General features: G+C 70.8%; 15 protein-coding genes. 10 read left to right on the top strand and 5 right to left on the bottom strand.

Annotation, left to right across the window (positions count from 1 at the left end):
- Window positions 1-6 precede the first annotated feature (6 nt).
- Window positions 7-1,089, bottom strand: coding sequence for a glycosyltransferase family 4 protein (locus D7V97_RS12030; RefSeq protein ID WP_158623341.1), 1,083 nt, complete (start codon window positions 1,087-1,089; stop codon window positions 7-9).
- 125 nt (window positions 1,090-1,214) lie between these two features.
- Between D7V97_RS12030 and D7V97_RS12035 the strand changes: the two genes are divergently transcribed.
- Together D7V97_RS12035 and D7V97_RS12040 are read left to right on the top strand one after the other, a co-directional pair.
- A complete protein-coding gene (locus D7V97_RS12035) occupies window positions 1,215-2,978 on the top strand; it encodes a tetratricopeptide repeat protein (protein ID WP_120610758.1) in 1,764 nt (587 codons plus the stop codon).
- 97 nt (window positions 2,979-3,075) lie between these two features.
- Window positions 3,076-5,424 carry a hypothetical protein gene (locus D7V97_RS12040; protein ID WP_120610759.1) on the top strand — a complete coding sequence of 783 codons (2,349 nt, stop codon included), beginning with the start codon at window positions 3,076-3,078 and terminating at the stop codon, window positions 5,422-5,424.
- On the opposite strand, the gene D7V97_RS12045 is transcribed toward D7V97_RS12040, so the two are convergent.
- From D7V97_RS12045 to D7V97_RS12060, 4 genes are all read right to left on the bottom strand, one after another.
- Window positions 5,396-6,163, bottom strand: a complete 768-nt coding sequence (locus tag D7V97_RS12045; RefSeq protein ID WP_120610760.1) for an ABC transporter permease — start codon at window positions 6,161-6,163, stop codon at window positions 5,396-5,398. The two genes, D7V97_RS12040 and D7V97_RS12045, sit on opposite strands and share 29 nt — an antisense overlap.
- On the bottom strand, window positions 6,160-7,140 hold the full coding sequence (locus D7V97_RS12050) for an ABC transporter ATP-binding protein (RefSeq protein WP_120610761.1): 981 nt from the start codon (window positions 7,138-7,140) through the stop codon (window positions 6,160-6,162). Before D7V97_RS12050 ends, D7V97_RS12045 begins: the two co-directional genes overlap by 4 nt.
- A complete protein-coding gene (locus tag D7V97_RS12055; protein ID WP_120610762.1) occupies window positions 7,121-8,038 on the bottom strand; it encodes a M48 family metallopeptidase in 918 nt (305 codons plus the stop codon). The genes D7V97_RS12050 and D7V97_RS12055 overlap by 20 nt, the downstream gene beginning before the upstream one ends.
- A 105-nt stretch (window positions 8,039-8,143) precedes the next feature.
- The gene (locus D7V97_RS12060) at window positions 8,144-8,746 is read right to left on the bottom strand and encodes a prepilin-type N-terminal cleavage/methylation domain-containing protein (protein ID WP_120610763.1); all 603 of its coding nucleotides are present in this window, start codon (window positions 8,744-8,746) and stop codon (window positions 8,144-8,146) included.
- 231 nt (window positions 8,747-8,977) lie between these two features.
- Between D7V97_RS12060 and D7V97_RS12065 the strand changes: the two genes are divergently transcribed.
- From D7V97_RS12065 to D7V97_RS12100, 8 genes are all read left to right on the top strand, one after another.
- Window positions 8,978-10,081 (top strand): A24 family peptidase, encoded by a 1,104-nt coding sequence (locus D7V97_RS12065; protein WP_120610764.1) that lies wholly within the window; start codon window positions 8,978-8,980, stop codon window positions 10,079-10,081.
- Window positions 10,082-10,106: 25 nt separating this feature from the next.
- Window positions 10,107-11,225: a sensor histidine kinase gene (locus tag D7V97_RS12070; RefSeq protein WP_120610765.1), complete on the top strand. Its 1,119-nt coding sequence runs from the start codon at window positions 10,107-10,109 to the stop codon at window positions 11,223-11,225.
- A gap of 42 nt (window positions 11,226-11,267) precedes the next feature.
- Window positions 11,268-12,680, top strand: coding sequence for a sigma-54 dependent transcriptional regulator (locus tag D7V97_RS12075; protein ID WP_120610772.1), 1,413 nt, complete (start codon window positions 11,268-11,270; stop codon window positions 12,678-12,680).
- 243 nt (window positions 12,681-12,923) lie between these two features.
- Window positions 12,924-14,006: a type IV pilus assembly protein PilM gene (gene pilM, locus D7V97_RS12080; protein ID WP_120610766.1), complete on the top strand. Its 1,083-nt coding sequence runs from the start codon at window positions 12,924-12,926 to the stop codon at window positions 14,004-14,006.
- 29 nt (window positions 14,007-14,035) lie between these two features.
- The gene (locus D7V97_RS12085) at window positions 14,036-14,716 is read left to right on the top strand and encodes a PilN domain-containing protein (protein ID WP_120610767.1); all 681 of its coding nucleotides are present in this window, start codon (window positions 14,036-14,038) and stop codon (window positions 14,714-14,716) included.
- 23 nt (window positions 14,717-14,739) lie between these two features.
- Window positions 14,740-15,324: a type 4a pilus biogenesis protein PilO gene (locus tag D7V97_RS12090; RefSeq protein ID WP_120610768.1), complete on the top strand. Its 585-nt coding sequence runs from the start codon at window positions 14,740-14,742 to the stop codon at window positions 15,322-15,324.
- A gap of 44 nt (window positions 15,325-15,368) precedes the next feature.
- Window positions 15,369-15,932 carry a pilus assembly protein PilP gene (locus D7V97_RS12095; RefSeq protein WP_199728779.1) on the top strand — a complete coding sequence of 188 codons (564 nt, stop codon included), beginning with the start codon at window positions 15,369-15,371 and terminating at the stop codon, window positions 15,930-15,932.
- Window positions 15,933-15,987: 55 nt separating this feature from the next.
- A partial coding sequence (locus D7V97_RS12100) for an AMIN domain-containing protein (RefSeq protein WP_147444781.1) occupies window positions 15,988-16,551 on the top strand: 564 nt, incomplete at its 3' end.

Here is a 16,551-nt window from a genome sequence, read left to right on the forward strand (position 1 = left end):
CACGCCTCAGCGCGCTCGCGCCAGGGCCTCCAGCGTCTGCTCGTAGTCGGTGACGAAGCGCTCCAGCCCCCAACGTTCGCGCCCCCAGCGCGCGATGTCCTCGCGGGGCGGTGGCGTGGCCAGCGCGCGGCGGACCGCGTCCGTCAGCGCCTCCACGCCCTCCACGAGGGTGACGCCCGGCGCCCGGGCGACGTTCGCCTCGAACGAGGGGTCCTTCGACACGACGGCGGGCAGGCCGGTGAGCATGCCCTCCTGGAGCGTCAGGGGCAGGCCCTCGCCCCGGGAGGGCAGCAACAGCACGTCCGCGGCGGCGTAGAGCTCGTGCATCCGCGCGTGGTCCACCTGGCGCAGGTGCAGCGTCGCGGGCAGGCCCGTGATGTCCGGGGCCAGGGGCCCATCACCCGCGACGACGAGCTGGACTCCCTCCGACGCCAGCCGCCGCTGCACCTGGGCCACCAGGTCCACGCCCTTCTTCGGCACCAGCCGCGCGGCGAAGAGGACGACGGGGCCCGTCACCGGGAGCCCGAACGACGCGCGGATCCGTTGGCGCTCGGGCTCCGGGAGGGGCTGGAAGCGCGGCTCGAAGCCCAGGGGGATGAGGCGCAGCGGGCGGCGCACCCCGACCCGCGCGAAGTACGCCTGCACGTGCGGGCTGTACGTCACCACCTCGTCCGCCGACGTCAGCACCGCGCGCCCCAGGGTCCGGTAGGCCACGCCCTGCACGGTGTCCAGCACGCCGCCGTAGGGCACCTCCGCCACGTGCTGGGTGAGGAGCAGGGGCTTGCGATGCACCCGGCACAGGGCCGCCGCCACGCTGGAGGACAGGTAGAGGCAGTCATGCGCGTGGACGACGTCCACCTCGCGGATGAGCGCGTCGAGCTGCCGCCATCCGGAGGGCGCCCACACGGGCATGGGGACGTGGAGGTTGCGCTCCAGCCAGTTCCACGCGGGCACGCGCACATGCGGGCCGTTGACGCCCGGCTCGGAGGGCGTGGCGCCCGCGATCCACCGCACGTCATGGCCCCGCCGTCGCAGGCCCTGGAACAGCGTGTCCACCATGACTTCGATGCCCCCGGGATGGGGCGGCATGAAATTCGAAACCTCGAGGATTCGCATTGGAGACAGCCGGGCGGGCGACCCTGGGTACGGGCTCGCATGGTACGGGACGGTCAGGAAGGGGCGGAAAGGCCCATGCTAGATTTCACGTCTCCCTGATGGACTCCAGCCCCCTGCGCCCTGTTCCCCTGCGTCCCGCCCTCCAGTACGCACTGGTGGCGCTGGCCGCGCTGCTCGTGTTCGCCGGCACGCTCGCGAACGGCTTCGTCTACGACGACGGGCAGCTCGTGCTGGAGAACCCGTGGATCCGCTCGTGGCAGGGCATGCGGGAGGCCTGGGGCCAGCCGCTGTTCGGCTTCCTGGAGTCCTCCACGGCGCAGGACCCCCGGCACCACTACTACCGGCCGCTGATGCACGTGTTCCTCTTCGTGCTGCGCCAGGGCTTCGGGCTCCAGGCCTGGGCGTACCACCTGGCGCTGATGCTGCTGCACGCGGCGGTGTCCGTCCTTGTGCTGTGGCTGCTGCGCGTGTGCCTTCGCGCGGGCCGTCCGGAGTCGGAGCAGGGGGCCGGGGAATGGGCCGCGCTGGGCGGCGCGCTCCTGTTCGCGCTCCACCCCGTCCACACGGAGGCGGTGGCGTGGGTGAGCGGCGCGATGGATGTGGGCATGGCGCTGGCGGTGCTGCTGGCGGCGCGGCTGTGGCTGCCGGTGCCCGCTTCACCCGCGCGGGCCCTGGGCGCTGGGGCGGTGTGGCTGCTGGGCCTGCTGCTCAAGGAGACGGCGGTCGTGCTGCCCGTGCTGTTGTGGGCCCTGGAGCGCGCGACGACGTCCGCGCAAGCGCGAGGCAGCCTGTCCGCGCAGGCCCGCCGCTACGCGCTGCTCGGCCTGGGGTTCGTCGTGTACGCGGGGCTGCGGCTGGCGGCGCTGGGCGGTGCGCTGCCCGCGAGCAACGCCCCCGCCGGAGCCGCGCGGGTGAGCGGCGTGCTGGCGTTCCCGGCGGACCTGGGCAGCAAGCTCTTCTGGCCGGTGCCCCTGGCGGTGCTGTCTCCCGGCGGGCAGGTGACGTCCGCCGCGGATGTCCGCGTGTGGCTGGGCGCGCTGATGTGCGTCGGCGTCATCGCGCTGGCCGTGTGGGCCTGGCGCCGGGGGCACACGGTGGCCCAGGCGGCGGGGCTCTGGTTGCTGGTGCCGCTAGCGCCCGCGCTCGCCCTCCAGGTGCGCGGCGTGGATGCGTACGCGGAGCGCTACCTGTACCTGGCCTCGGTGGGCTTCGTCCTGCTGGTGGCTCTGGGTGTGCGCTGGCTGTGTGCGCGCTGGCCCCAGCAGGCGCGGCCGATGGCGCTCGTGTCCGGCGGCGTGCTGGCGGTCTGCGCCGTGCTGACGCTGGCCTACGTGCCGGTGTGGCATGACGACCTGACGTTCTGGACCTACGTGCAGGAGACGGTGGCGGATCAGCCCATCATCCACTCCAACCTGGGCAACCTGCACCTCAACGCCGGACGTCTGGACGAGGCCATTCCCCACCTGGAGCTCGCGGCCCGCGCGCTCCCCCGGGAGTTCCGCGTCCACAACAACCTGGCGGTGGCGTACGCGAAGACGAACCGGCTGACGGAGGCGCGGCAGGAGCTGGAGCGCACCGTGCGCCTGATGCCGGACAACCCGGTGGCGTGGCACAACCTGGGGCTCGTGTCCCGCAAGGAAGGCCGCCTGGACGATGCCATCCTCCGCTTCCGCGAGGCGCTCCGCCGCGCGCCGAAGCGCGTGGACTCGCACCTGGAGCTGGGGCGCACGCTGTTGCAGGCCGGGCGCCCGGACGAAGCCGTGGGCGCGCTGGAGGAGGCGCTCCGGTTGGAGCCCGGCCTGGAAGCCGCGCGGCGCTCGCTGACGGCGGCCCGGGCCGCGGCCTCCGCCCCACCGCGCTAGCGCCGCTCCGCTATGGTCCGGCACCGCGGGCGGAAACGGCCGGCCGGGGAGCACGATGAGCGACGAGGCGCGCAGGGCGGTAATCGGGCGTTGGGGGATGGCCGCGCTGGCGGTGGTCCTGTGGGGCCTCTTCTTCGTCCGGGCGCTCTTCTCGTCCGGGGTCTTCATGGCCGGAGACACGCTCCGGGCCTTCTACCCGATGCGGCACTACCAGGCCGCGCGGCTCTCGGCGCTCCAGCTGCCGGAGTGGCTGCCCTATGACGGGCTCGGCCAGTCCTTCCCGGGCATCTTCATCACCGGGATGTTCCACCCGAGCACGGTGCTGTCCCTGCTGTTGCCGCTCGGCGTGGCGGTGAAGGTCACGCTGCTGGGCTGCTTCCTCGTGGCGCTGGGCGGCACCTACGCCCTGGCGCGGGCCCATGACGTGCCCCGCGCGGGCGCGCTCTTCGCGGCGCTGACGTTCACGTTCAGCGGCTACCTGGTCTGCATCACCAACAACCCCACGTATCTGCTGGCCGCGAGCACCGCCCCGTGCGCGCTCTGGCTCGCGCTGCGCTTCCTCCGCGGCCCGACGGTGGGACGGCTGACGCTCGCGGGGGCGGCGCTCGCGCTGGTGGCCTTCGCCGGAGATGCGCAGGCCTTCGCCATGACCAACGCCCTCGTCGTGCTGTTCGCGGCGTTGGATCCGGAGGTGGGGACGTGGCGCCGCCGGCTGGGCGCGTGCACGCTGCTCATCGTCGCGGGAGCGCTGCTGGCCGCGCCGCAGCTGTTCCCCGCCGCGGCGCTCGCGTCGGCCTCGGAGCCCGGGGCCCGGTCGCTCGGGGAGGCGCAGCGCTTCTCACTCCATCCCCTGCGGCTGTGGGAGCTCCTCGTGGGCCCCTTCCTCGCGGATGCGGAAGGCACCCAGGGCATTCCCCCCGCGGTGGTGGCGCGCCTGGTGCCCTCCGGGGGCTTCAGTCGCGTCTGGGTGGACTCGGTGTACCTGGGCACGCCCGCCTGCGTGCTGGCGCTCGCGGGGCTCGTCGCGTCCGCGAGGCGCTGGCGGACCTGGGCGTGGGTGGCCGCGGGAGCGCTGTTGCTCGCGCTCTGCCTGGGGGACGCCACGCCGGTGTACGGCTGGGCCTACGCGCTCGTCCCCCTGTGGCGGCCCTTCCGCTACCCGGAGAAGCTGGTGCCGCTCCTGTCGCTGGGGCTCGCGGTCGCCGCGGGCCTGGGCTGGAAGCGGTGCCTGGGGCCGGGCGGCATGTCGCGGGCCGTCGTCGGAGCGGGCGTGGGGGTGGCGCTGCCCTGCGCGGCGCTCGCGCTCGCCGAAGGCACGGGACAGCTCTGGAGCCAGCACTGGCTTCGCGCCCGCTGGCCTGACGTGCCCGGGCCCGCGCTGGAAGGCCTGTCCGCGAATGTCGTGGCCACGGCCTCCACCGCGGCGATGCTCGCGCTCGCGTGCGCGGCCCTGGCGCTCCTGCGCGAGCGCCCCGGGGTCCAGGGCGCGCTGTTCGTGGCCCTGCAGTGGGGCGCGCTCGCGTGGGCCCACGAGCCGCTCTACCAGCTCTCCCCCCCGGAGCTGCTGGAGACGCCGCCCGCCTTCGTCCAGCACATCCGGGCCGAGGTGCCGGAAGGGGAGTGGCTCCGCGTGGCCTCCACCCTGCGTGAGACGAGCATGCCGCGCCTGGCGGGGGTGGGCTTCAACGACGGTCTCCACCTGTTGCAGCTCTCCGCCCTGGCGGCGGACATGACGGTGCTCTGGGGCCTGGAGAGCGCGAACGAGTACCTGCCGGGCGTGAGCCCCCGGGTGCGTCAGCTCAAGGCGGACCGGCTGCACTGGTTCACGCGGCTCGCGCCCCGGCTGGGCACCCGCTTCCTCGTCCACGCCACGGCGGAGCGGGACGCGTTCCAGTCCCGGCTCGCGGCCCGGAGCTCCGTGGAGGATCCGCTGCTGGGCCTGACGCTGGTGGAGTACGCGGACGTCGCGCCCCGCATCCACCTGGCCCGTCCGGAATGCGTGGAGGGGAGGGACGCGGCGGCGCGGCGGATGATGGCGCCCACGCTCCCTCCGACGGACGTCGCCATCGTGGAGTGCGCAAGCCCGCTGCCCGCGACGCCGGAAGGCCCCCTGGGGCAGGTGCGCGTGGCGCCCGGCACTCCCGAGCACCTCACGGTCGAGGTGGACGCGCTCGCGCCCGCGGTGCTCGTCGTCAACGACGCCTTCCAGACCGGCTGGCGCGCGACGCTGGACGGAGGGGAAGTGCCCATCCTCCCCGCCAACCTGGCCGTCCGCGCGGTGGCGGTGCCCGCGGGCCGGCACGTGGTGGAGCTGCGCTACCGCGCGCCTGGACTCAGGCCAGGGCTGATGGTCGGCGCTGCGGCGTGGCTGGGGCTGGCCCTGGCCTTCGCGTGGAAGCGCCAGGGCCGCCCGCGCGTCAGCGGAAGTCCCGCCGCTCGAAGATGAAGATGGCCAGCGTGGTGAGCACCAGCGTCCACGCCAGGCTGTAGCCCACGCCGGAGAGGAACGTGGATGCGTCCACCGGCAGGGCGTACGTGGCCTGCGGCCGGAAGTTCACGCGCTCCAGGTTGGGCAGCAGGTAGTAGATGGTTTTGCCCACCGCGCGCACCGCGACGCTCTCCGAGCGGCTGGCGAGCTGGTACAGGTCGCCCGTCAGGTGCCCGGTGAAGTACATGCCCGTGGTGGCGATGGCGGACACCGCCGGCCCCGCGAAGCTGGAGAACAGGATGCCCACGCTGCTGATGACGAGCAGCTCGAACCACAGGCCCGCGCTCGCCAGGAGCTGCGCCTGGGTGATGGTCGCGCCGAAGAGCAGCAGCTGACCCAGGAACACGAGCGTCATCGCCACCAGCAGCACGCCCAGCGTCAGCATCGTGCCGGCGAGCCGCGCCAGCAGGAACTGCCGGCGGGACACGGGCTTGCTCACCACGAGGAAGATGGTGCGCCGTTCAATCTCCCGGCTCAGCAGGCTGCTGGACAGGAAGATGGTGAGGAAGACGAGGATGATGCTCATCATCCCCAGGCCGAAGTCCGTGAGCACGCGGTCGAACGTCGCGACCGTCACCTCTGTCACCAGCGTGGAGGACAGCAGCACCACGGCGGCGAACACGCCCACCACCACCGTCACCCGGTTGCGGCGGGCCTCACGAAAGCCATTCCACATCATCGCCGTGAAGGCGCTCACGTGTTGATCTCCCCACCCACGCTGGTCGCGCGGCCTGATTCCTTGAGCGTGTTCATGAACAGCTGCTCCAGCGAGAAGCGCGCCGGCTGCATCCGGTTCACCCGTCCGCCCGCGCCCAGCACCCCGCCCAGCAGTCGCTGACTGTCCACGTCCGCCACCTGCAACATCACGCGCCCGTCGAGCGCCTGCACCGACTCCAGCGGGATGCCCAGCCCCCGCACCTCCTCCGGCTTCATCCCCTCCACCACCATCTCCACCGTGGGCACCTGCGCGGACACCAGCTCCTGCACGCTGCCCTCGCGCACCCGCCGGCCGCCCACCAGCACGGCCAGCCGGTCGCACAGCGCCTCCACGTCCGGGATGATGTGGCTGCAGAACAGCACCGTGGTGCCCTTGTCCCGCTCCGCGAGGATGAGGTCGCGCATCTGCCGGCGGCCCAGCGGATCCAGCCCGCTCGTGGGCTCGTCCAAGATGAGCAGCTTCGGCCGGCCCACCAGCGCCTGGGCCAGCGCCACGCGCTGCACCATGCCCTTGGAGTAGCGGCGGATCTGCAGCTTCTCCGCGCCCGCCATCTCCACCGCGCCCATCACCTCCGTGACGCGTCCGTCCAGCTCGTGGCCGCTCAGCCCCGCGAGCTGCCCCGCCAGCGTCACGAACTCCCGGCCCGTGAGGTACTCGTACGGGGCGGGGTTCTCCGGCAGGAAGCCCACCAGCCGCCGCGTCTCCGCGTCCTCCACCGGCTTGCCGAAGAGTCGCGCGGTGCCGCCGCTCGGGCGCACCAGGTTCATCAGGATCTTGATGGTCGTGGACTTGCCGGCGCCGTTGGGCCCGAGCAGGCCGTAGATCTGTCCGGAGTCCACCTGGAGATCCAGCGACTGCAGGGCCCTCACGGTGCGGTTGAACCAGAAGCCCACCTTGTACGTCTTGGCGAGCCCCTGGGCCTGGATGGGCGGGGCGTCAGGGCTGGGATTCGTCATGGGCGGTCACTCGGGGCTTGGGGACCAGGCGCTCACCGTCCTCGGTGCGCTCGTCCTGGATGAGTTCCATGCGGAAGCGGACGGCGTCGGAGTAGGCCCGCCCATCCTCACCGAGGAAGAGGCGGCCCCCCAACGGATCCTCCGGCAGCCGGGGCAGGTCTCCGGCGGAGACCAGCACGGGCAGCGATGCTGGCAGCTTCCCTTCGCGGGTGCGGTAGCGCGCGATGGCCTCGTCGATGGAGCGCAGCATGCGCTCCTGGAGGATCTCCCGCACGCGCACTTCGTAGAAGGCGCGCGTCTCCGGGTCCTCCGAACCGTCACGCAGGGCCATGCTGAGCGACAGGCCGGTGTCGAAGTCGCCGGACTGCGCATACAGGCGCGTGGCCAGCGCCGTGTACCACTCGGGCGCGTCGGGGCGCTTCGACAGCTCCTGGATGATGTCCGCCGCTTCCTTGTACTTCTTCTCGAAGAACATCAGGTTGTAGGCGAGCTGGAAGGCGATCCGCTCGTTGCCGGGCAGGTGGTGCAGCCCCTTGCGCAGCAGCGCGGAGGACTCCGCGGTGTTGATGTACTGGCCCTTGCCCAGGTGGACCGGGAGGGTGATGCCCCCGTAGAGGTATGCCTGCGGGAAGAGCGGATCCAGGTCCGTGACGAGCTCCGCGTAGTCGTACACGTCGCGGTACTCGGAGGGCTGTGCCGCGGTCCCGATGCGGTTGAGCATCAAGACCCAGAAGTAGTCGGTGACCAGCCCCTGTTGCGCCCGGAAGAGCGTCTTCAGCAAGCCGGGGCGGGGCAGCAGGGCGCCTCCTCCCTGCTTGCGCACGGGACTGGGCGGGGCGGACAGGAGCGCCACCAGCAGCAGGCCCGGCACGAATCGCAGCAGGTACAGCGTGTCCATGGCTCCACCCAACGAAAATGGGGCGCCCGAAATGCCGGGCGCCCCATCGATTCTGCCATCACCTGCTCTGCCCGTCAGGACGGAGTGAGGCGTGGTGGAAGCCGACTACTCGCAGCTGACGTCGTTGTACGCGTTGCCCGGCTCGCCGGCGGAGATCAGGTTCGAGTCCACGCCGCAGGTGGAGTTCAGCGTCGCGCCCGTGGGGGCGGAGGTGATGCCCCAGGCGTCGCCGACCGGGTCGTTGTCGACGTTGCCGACCGCGTTCGCGCTGAACGAGCAGCTCGGGCAGGCCGCCACGCTCGGCTGCACGCCCAGGGCCGTGATGGCGTCCTTGGGGGCCGGAGCCGTGGTGAACTTGGCCACGTCCTGGCCGATGCAGCCCGTCTTGGCGCCAATGCGGCCCGCGGCGGTCGCGGCGACAGGCGCGGCGCAGCCCGTGGCCAGGCCGTAGCTGTAGCGGTTCGCGGGCTCCGGATCAAAGCCGATGACCGTGAAGTCGGTGGAGTACTTGTCCTTCTCGCCGAAGTACGACTTCTGGGCCGTGAAGATGGCCTTCAGGTTCGTCTTCGCCTCGGACTGCTTCGACTTCGCCTGGAAGCGGATGAAGTTCGGGATGGCGATGGCGGCGAGGATGCCGATGATGGCAACCACGATCATCAGCTCGATGAGGGTGAAGCCACCCTTCTTCCGGAAAAGACGGTTCATCATGTTTGGGGACTCCGCAGCGTGGGCAGAGGGGGGTTGGACGACGGAAGGACTCTTAGCACGAAGAGTGCCACCCCGAACAGTTTGCCAACCGCTGGGATTCCCTGGGAGGGCATGCCGCCACGGGGATGGCACGGCTGCTGGCCTGCCAATTTTTGTCACTGACGCTGACGGTTTTCGTCCCCCGACGCGAAGTCGCCAGTGCCGGGAGCGGCAGGTAGGATTGCGGGTTCCGTGACGTTCACCTACGCGCCGGGCTGGGCCGAGCCCCTCTTCATCCTCTTCCTGTTCGTCCTCGGCCTGTGCATCGGCTCCTTCCTCAACGTCGTCATCGCGCGCGTGCCGGAAGGGCTGAGCATCGTGCGGCCCGGCTCCCGCTGCCCGAAGTGCGGGCACGTGCTCTCCTGGTACGAGAACATCCCGGTGCTGTCGTGGCTGGGGCTGCGCGGCCGGTGTCGCGGCTGCGGCATGCCCATCTCGCCGCGCTACGTCTTCGTGGAACTGCTCACGGGGCTCTTGTTCCTCGCGTGCCTCAAGCGCTTCGACTGGACGTACGCGCTGGTGCCCGCGCTGGTGCTCGTCTTCCTGCTGGTGCCGCTCACCTTCATTGATCTGGAGCATTGGATCCTGCCCTTCTCGCTCACCCTGCCGGGCATCGCGGCGGGGGTGCTGCTGGCGATCCCCCTGGGCGGCGACGCGGTGATCCACGCGGCGGTGGGCGCGGCGGTGGGGTTCCTCTGCTTCCGCTTGATGGAGTACGTGGGCTGGCGCGTCTTCAAGCGCGAGGCGCTGGGAGGCGGGGACAAGTTCCTCGTCGCCCTCCTGGGTGCGTTCCTGGGGTGGAAATCGCTCCTGGGCATCCTCTTCTTCTCGTCCCTGCAGGGCTCCATCGTGGGCGTGGCGTTGCTCGCCCTCACGGGCAGGGCCGGGCCTCGCGGCGAAGCGCAGGAGTCGGTGGAGCCGGTTGCACCCCCCACGGGCCCCGAAGCAGACGCTCCCGTGGGGCCGTCCGCCGAGCCCGCCGAGCCCGCCGAGCCCACCGAGCCTGGCGCCACGGAGGCTCCCGAAGCCGGGTCCACGATGACGTGGGACTTCACGAAGCCGGGGCTGCCCCTGTGGAAGCGGGGATTGCTGGTGCCCTGGTGCCTGCTCTTCCAGCCCATCCCGGACGCGCCGCTGGACGAGACGGGCGAGGAGGAGGAGTGGGTCCCGGGTCCCACCAACATCCCCTTCGGTCCCTGGCTGGCGCTGGCGGGGCTGGAGGTGATGCTGCTGGGGCCGTGGCTCGCGCGCGTGCTGCCATTGGAGGTGGCGATGATGCTCGGGGGGACGCGGTGAGGGGCGTGGCGCCGCCGGTGCGCGGATGAAGTGGCGCATCGCCAGCGTGGCCTTCCTGCTGGGCTCGCTCTCCACGGGCATGTCGTGGCTGACGCTGCAGCCGGTGTTGATCCGCCTGCTGGACGTGGCGCGTCGGCTGGCACTGCCCGGGACGCCGGAAGCGGAGGGGCTGACGCGGATCCGCACCTTCCTGCCCCTGGCGCTGGGGTTGGACCTCGTGGTGCTGACGGTGCTGGCCTATGTCGTCCTGGACCTCACGGTGGGCCGTCCGCTGCGCGCCACCGAGGCCGCCGTGGAGCAGCTGGGCCGGCTGCAGCTGGACGTGCCGCTGGCGGGGCAGGGCGGACCGCTCCTGTCGCGCATCCAGCGCGCGCTGCAGCGCATGGCGGAGGCGCTGCGCCAGGAGCAGGCCCTCACGCGCTCGCAGCTGGAGGCGCTGCGCGAGGCGAACTCGCGGCTCGCGCGGGCGCAGACGGAGCTGGTCGCGTCGGAGCGGCTGGCCACGGTGGGGAAGCTGGCCGCGGGCGTGGCGCACGAGGTGGGCAACCCGCTGGCGGGCATCCTGGGCTACCTCTCCCTGGCGCGCATGAAGGCCGAGGGGCCGGAGGTGAAGGACTTCCTGGAGCGCATCGACCACGAGGTGCTCCGCATCGACCGCATCGTGCGGGGGCTCCTGGACCTGGGGCGCCCCGGCAGCGCCCAGCCCGTGCCGGTGGACGTGGGGCAGGTGGTGGAGACGTGCGTGCGCCTGGTGCGCGCCGGCCCGGAGCTGGACCGCGTGGACGTGACGCTGGACGTGGCGCCCGGCCTGCTCGCCCGCGCGGATCCTGGCCCCCTGTCGCAGATCCTCATCAACCTGCTGCTCAACGCCGCCCAGGCCATGGGGGGCGAGGGCCGGGTGCGCATCTCCACCCGACAGGAGGCCGCGCTCCTGTACGTGGAGGTGGAGGACAGCGGCCCGGGCCTGTCCGCGGAGGTGCGCGCGCACCTCTTCGAGCCCTTCTTCACCACCAAGGGGCGGCAGGGCACGGGCCTGGGACTCGCGGTGTCGCTGAACCTGGCCCAGGGCATGGGCGGGCGGCTGGACGCGCGCGACGGCACGGGCGGTGGCGCGTGCTTCCGGCTGTCCCTCCCCGCCGCCTGAGGGGGCCGGGCCCGGAAGGGGGGTATGATGGGCGCCAAGCCCATGCCCCTCTTCCGCACCGTCCTCGTCGCCGACGACGAGCCGTCCATCCGCCACATCCTCACCCTGGTGCTCACCGACAAGGGCTACGAGGTGCGCGCCGTCGCCGACGGCGAGGAGGCCCTGCGGGAGCTGTCCGCGCGCGCCTACGACGTCCTCCTGTGCGACGTGCGCATGCCGAAGCGCGACGGGATGTCGGTGCTGAAGGCGGCGCTCGCGGAGCAGCCGGGCCTCACCGTGGTGGTGATGAGCGCGTACGGCTCCCAGGAGCAGGCGCTGGAGGCGGTGCAGGCGGGGGCCTACGACTTCGTCCAGAAGCCCTTCAAGCCGGAAGAAATCATCTTCGTCCTGCGCAAGGCGGAGGAGCGCGAGCGGCTCTTGCGCGAGAACCGGCGCCTGCACGACGCGCAGCTTCCCGGCGCGTCCCTGGGCCACATCCTGGGGCAGAGCGCCGCGCTCCAGGCGGTGCTCAAACAGGTGGCGCGCGTGGCGCCGGTGGACACCACCGTGCTCATCTCCGGCGAGAGCGGCACCGGCAAGGAGCTCATCGCCCGCGAGCTGCACGGCAAGAGCCGCCGCTCCGCCATGGCCTTCGTGGCCGTCAACTGCGGCGCCATCCCCCACGGCCTCCTGGAGAGCGAGCTGTTCGGCCACGCGAAGGGCGCCTTCACCGACGCGCGCACCGCCCGCCGGGGCCTGTTCGCGGAGGCCGACGGCGGCACGCTCTTCCTGGACGAGGTGGGCGAGCTGCCCCTGGGGGCGCAGGTGAAGCTCTTGCGCGTGCTGCAGGAGGGCGAAATCAGGCCCGTGGGGGAGAGCCGCGTGGAGCGCGTGGACGTGCGCGTGGTGGCCGCCACGCTGCGCGACCTGGGCAAGCTGGTGGAGAAGGGCGAGTTCCGCGAGGACCTCTACTACCGCCTCAACGTCGTGAACCTCGCCCTGCCGCCCCTGCGCGAGCGCCGTGAGGACATCCCGCTGCTCGCCCGGTCCTTCCTCGGCCGCTTCAACCGCGAGCTCAACCGCGACCCGCCCGTGGAGGGGCTCTCCCCTGAGGCGGAGGCCCTGATGACGGCGTACGCCTGGCCGGGCAACGTGCGGGAGCTGGAGAACGCCATGGAGCGCGCGGTGCTCCTCGCCGAGGGCACCCTCATCGAGCCTGGCAGCCTGCCCGAAAAGCTGTGGGCGGCTTCCGCACCCGTGTCCGCCGGGACGGCGCCGCCGCTACAGGCTGGGGGCGACCTGTCACTCAAGCGCGCCATCCGGGAGATGGAGGAGTCCTACATCCGCGCGGCGCTCCGGCGCACCAAGGGCAACCGCACCCGGGCCGCCGAGGTGCTGGACATCAGTCACCGCGCGCTCCTGTACAAGATCAAGGAGTACGGCATTGATCCGGACGCGGAGGCGCTTCGCGGCTGAAAAGGAGCGCAAAGGCAGGGGAGGGGGTCGCCTGGCGACCCGACCCTCCAGGAATCAACCCCGGCCATTTGACGGAACGCCGCCGGGGCCGGAAAATCGGGCCTCCGCGGTGGTACGTCGGGGGCGCGGTCGTCGTCGGTCTTTACGGCGCTCCCCCGTCCGAAGGGCGGCCGGGCGCCAAGCACTTTTTAGGAGGGGTATCAAGCCGGTGCTACGCTGGCCGCCTCTCCGATGGGGTTAAGCATGGCGAAGGGCAAACTGGCACTCGGGCTGGATATCGGGTCGACGTCGATCAAGATGATCATGCTCAAGGAGCAGCGCAAGCGCGGCGAAGTCGGCTACGCGCTCCAGAGCTTCGGAATGAAGCCGCTGCCTCCTGAAGCCATCGTCGACGGCGCCCTCATGAACTCCACGGCCATCGTCCAGGCCGTCCAGGAGCTGATGTCGGAATTGAAGGTCAAGGGCAAGGACGTCGCCATCGGCGTGTCCGGCCACTCGGTCATCATCAAGAAGATCCAGATGCCCCGGATGAGCCAGGAAGAGCTCGAGGAGAGCATCCAGTGGGAGGCGGAGCAGTACATCCCCTTCGACGTGAAGGACGTGAACATCGACACGCAGATCCTCGACGGCGGCGGCAACGACGCCACCGGTCAGATGGACGTGCTGCTGGTGGCCGCCAAGAAGGACATGATCAACGACTACACCACCGTGGTCTCCGAAGCGGGGCTCTCGCCGGTGGTCGTGGACGTGGACGCGTTCGCCGTCCAGAACATGTTCTCCACGAACTACGAGCTGCCGGAGAAGGAGACCGTCGTCCTCATCAACGCCGGCGCCTCCGTGGTGAACATCAACATCATCGCCAATGGCGTCACGGTGTTCACCCGCGACGTGACCATCGGTGGCAACCAGTTCACCGAGGAGATCCAGAAGCAGCTCAACGTCTCCTACGAGGAGGCGGAGGCGCTGAAGATCGGCGGCAACCGCGCGGACGCGGACGCCGTGGTGCCCCAGGACGTGGAGCGCGTGCTCTCCAGCGTCGCGGAGCAGGTCGCCGGGGAAATCCAGCGCTCGCTGGACTTCTACGCGGGCACCGCCGCGGACTCGAACTTCACCAAGGTCTACCTGTCCGGCGGCACCGCGAAGATCCCCGCCCTGTTCAAGACCATCGAGGCGCGGACCGGCGTGCCGGTGGAGATCCTCAACCCGTTCCGGAAGATTGAAGTGGACAACCGCAAGTTCGACCCCGCGTTCATCATGGACGTGGCGCCCATGGCCGCGGTGGCAGTGGGACTGGCGCTCCGGCGCCCGGGCGACAAGCTGGGCTGAACCGCTCTGGCCGCGAGGAGATGACGCACATGATGATTCGAATCAACCTGCTGCCCGTGCGGGCGGTGAAGAAGCGGGAGATGGGCCGGCAGATCCTGGCCCTCTACGCCGCGGTCCTGATTGCCGCGGTCGTGGGCAACTACTTCTGGTACTCGGACCGCGACGGCGACCTGACGCGGGCCAACCAGGGCATCGCCCAGACGCGCGCGAAGATCGCGGAGCTGGAGAAGGTCATTGGCGAGGTGAAGAACATCAACGCCCGCAAGACGGAGGTGGAGAAGAAGCTCGCCGTGCTGGACACGCTGCGCAAGGGCCGCAACGGCCCGGTGCGCATGCTGGACGCGCTGTCGTCCGCCATGCCCAAGAAGGTCTGGCTCAAGGACTTCGTGGAGGCGTCCAACAGCGTCACCATCAACGGCTCGGCCGTCAGCCACGACGAGGTCGCGGAGCTGATGCGCGGCCTGGGCGGCATGGTGTGGACGCCCAAGGGCATGGGGCGCCTGGTGGAGCAGCGCCGTGACGGCAAGACGTCCCGCGTGGAGCTCTTCAACACGGAGACCGCGCTCGTGGAGGAGTTCGCCGCGGGCGACATCAAGCCCTTCTTCGGCAACATCGAACTCACCAACGCCGTGCAGACCAAGGGCGCCACGGCCGGTGCTCCGTCGTTCGTCGAGTTCAAGCTCACCCTCACCGCCAACTACGCCATCTAGCTGGCGGCGAAGGAGCATCTGTCATGGATAAGTACCTGGATCAGCTCGCGAAGGCCCCCCCGGCGGCGAAGTTCGGTGGCCTGGCGGCACTCGTCGTCCTCTTGACCGTCGCCAACTTCTTCCTCGTCATCCAGCCCACGGAAGAGGACATCGCCCGCCGCGCGGCGGAGCGCAGGACGCTCGACCTGGAACTCGCGGAGAAGAGCGAGATCGCCCAGAACCTCAACGAGCGCCGTCGTGAGATGGACGTGCTCGAGCAGAAGCTGGCGGAGGCCCTCACGGAGCTGCCGGAGCGGCGCGACATGGAAGAGCTGCTCGCGCAGATCAACGACATCGGCAAGAAGTCCGGCCTGGAGATCTCCCGCGTGGAGCCCGACAAGGAGTACGTCGAGGGCACCGAGTTCTTCGCGCGCATCCCCATCAAGATGACGGTGAGCGGCAACTACCACGAGATCGCCATGTTCCTGCAGGAGATGGCGAACATGCGGCGCATCGTGAACGTCAACAACATCAAGCTCGATGGCGCCACGCTGAAGAACGAGAAGGTGGTCCTCCAGAGCAGCTTCCTGGCGACGACGTTCCGGTTCATCGAGACGAAGAACAACTAGAAACTTGATCCGCCCTGCAACTGGGGCGACAAGGGATGACGCGGATGAAGACGTTCAAGTCCACGATGACTGCTGCGGTGCTGGCGCTGACCCTGTCTGCCTGTGAGGAGACGCCCAAGGCCAGCCCGGCTGCTGCTCCACCCCCGGCCGCCGCCCCCGCGGAGGCACCGGTGGAAGCGAAGACCGAAGCGTCGGCGCTGCCAGCGTTCGTCTACACCTACAGCCCGGTGGGCAAGCGGGATCCGTTCCGGAGTCCGCTGGAAGAGCTGGGACCGGTGGCGCGTGACGCACCGGAACGCGCGTGCAATGAACCCCTGTGCGTGTTCGACCTCGACCAGCTCAAGCTGGTGGCGGTCGTCACCGGGGACGCCAGTCCGCTGGCGATGGTCGAGGATCCGCTGGGCCGGGGCCACATCGTCCGGCGAAATACCCGGGTGGGGCGCCAGGGCGGCAAGGTGACCCAGATTCTCCGGGACTCGGTTACCGTCACCGAGGTTTTCACGGGTGCCAAGGGCGAGGTCATCAGCAATCCGGTGAGCCTGCAGCTCAAGGCAGATGGCGTAAAGGACCCCGCCTACAACCTGATGACGGGCAAGAACTGGGAGTAGCGCCCCACGGCGCGCCCGCGGGCAGTCGCCCGCTACCAACTTGTTGAGGGGACGCATGCTCGAGCAGAGCGCTGTGACGAGGGGCAAGTGGATCATGGCGACCGCATGGGCGGTCGTCCTTGCAGGCGCCAAGGTGTATGGCGCGGATCTGAATACGCTGCGGGACCTTCAGGTGTCCCGGACGGGAGCTGGCGCCCAGGTCGTGGTGACCGGGACCCGGCCGCCCACCTTCACCGTCTTCCGGCTCAGCGGGCCGGAGCGGCTGGTGGTGGACCTGTCGTCCGCGGATGCCACCGGCATCAAGGGCCACCATGACGGCACGGGCCCCGTGTCCGGCGTCGTGGCCGCCCAGTTCTCCGATGCGCGCGCCAGCGTGGGCCGCGTGCTGGTGGCGCTCGATCAGGCGTCCCAGTACGACGTGCGCGCCGAGGGCAACCGCGTCGTCATCTCCGTGGACGGCTCGCCGGTGGCCCCCGCCGCCGCGACCGCCCAGGCCCCGGCGCCGAAGCCCGCGGAGCCGGTGGCCGTCGCCGCCGCGACCGCCCCAGCGCCGAAGCCCGCGCCCGCCCCGGTGGTGGCCGCCGCTCCGGTGAAGGCCGCGCCCGCTCCGGCCCCGGCC

Source organism: Corallococcus sp. CA053C (assembly GCF_003611675.1).
Taxonomy (GTDB): Bacteria; Myxococcota; Myxococcia; order Myxococcales; family Myxococcaceae; genus Corallococcus.

Excerpts from the sequence above, each read along its gene's own strand:
- D7V97_RS12095 (WP_199728779.1), top strand. The coding sequence starts at position 15,369 with ATGAAGACGTTCAAGTCCACGATGACTGCTGCGGTGCTGGCGCTGACC.
- D7V97_RS12085 (WP_120610767.1), top strand. The coding sequence starts at position 14,036 with ATGATGATTCGAATCAACCTGCTGCCCGTGCGGGCGGTGAAGAAGCGG.
- D7V97_RS12055 (WP_120610762.1), bottom strand. The coding sequence starts at position 8,038 with ATGGACACGCTGTACCTGCTGCGATTCGTGCCGGGCCTGCTGCTGGTG.
- pilM (WP_120610766.1), top strand. The coding sequence starts at position 12,924 with ATGGCGAAGGGCAAACTGGCACTCGGGCTGGATATCGGGTCGACGTCG.
- D7V97_RS12050 (WP_120610761.1), bottom strand. The coding sequence starts at position 7,140 with ATGACGAATCCCAGCCCTGACGCCCCGCCCATCCAGGCCCAGGGGCTC.
- D7V97_RS12035 (WP_120610758.1), top strand. The coding sequence starts at position 1,215 with ATGGACTCCAGCCCCCTGCGCCCTGTTCCCCTGCGTCCCGCCCTCCAG.
- D7V97_RS12030 (WP_158623341.1), bottom strand. The coding sequence starts at position 1,089 with ATGCCGCCCCATCCCGGGGGCATCGAAGTCATGGTGGACACGCTGTTC.
- D7V97_RS12075 (WP_120610772.1), top strand. The coding sequence starts at position 11,268 with ATGCCCCTCTTCCGCACCGTCCTCGTCGCCGACGACGAGCCGTCCATC.
- D7V97_RS12040 (WP_120610759.1), top strand. The coding sequence starts at position 3,076 with ATGGCCGCGCTGGCGGTGGTCCTGTGGGGCCTCTTCTTCGTCCGGGCG.
- D7V97_RS12070 (WP_120610765.1), top strand. The coding sequence starts at position 10,107 with ATGAAGTGGCGCATCGCCAGCGTGGCCTTCCTGCTGGGCTCGCTCTCC.
- D7V97_RS12090 (WP_120610768.1), top strand. The coding sequence starts at position 14,740 with ATGGATAAGTACCTGGATCAGCTCGCGAAGGCCCCCCCGGCGGCGAAG.
- D7V97_RS12060 (WP_120610763.1), bottom strand. The coding sequence starts at position 8,746 with ATGATGAACCGTCTTTTCCGGAAGAAGGGTGGCTTCACCCTCATCGAG.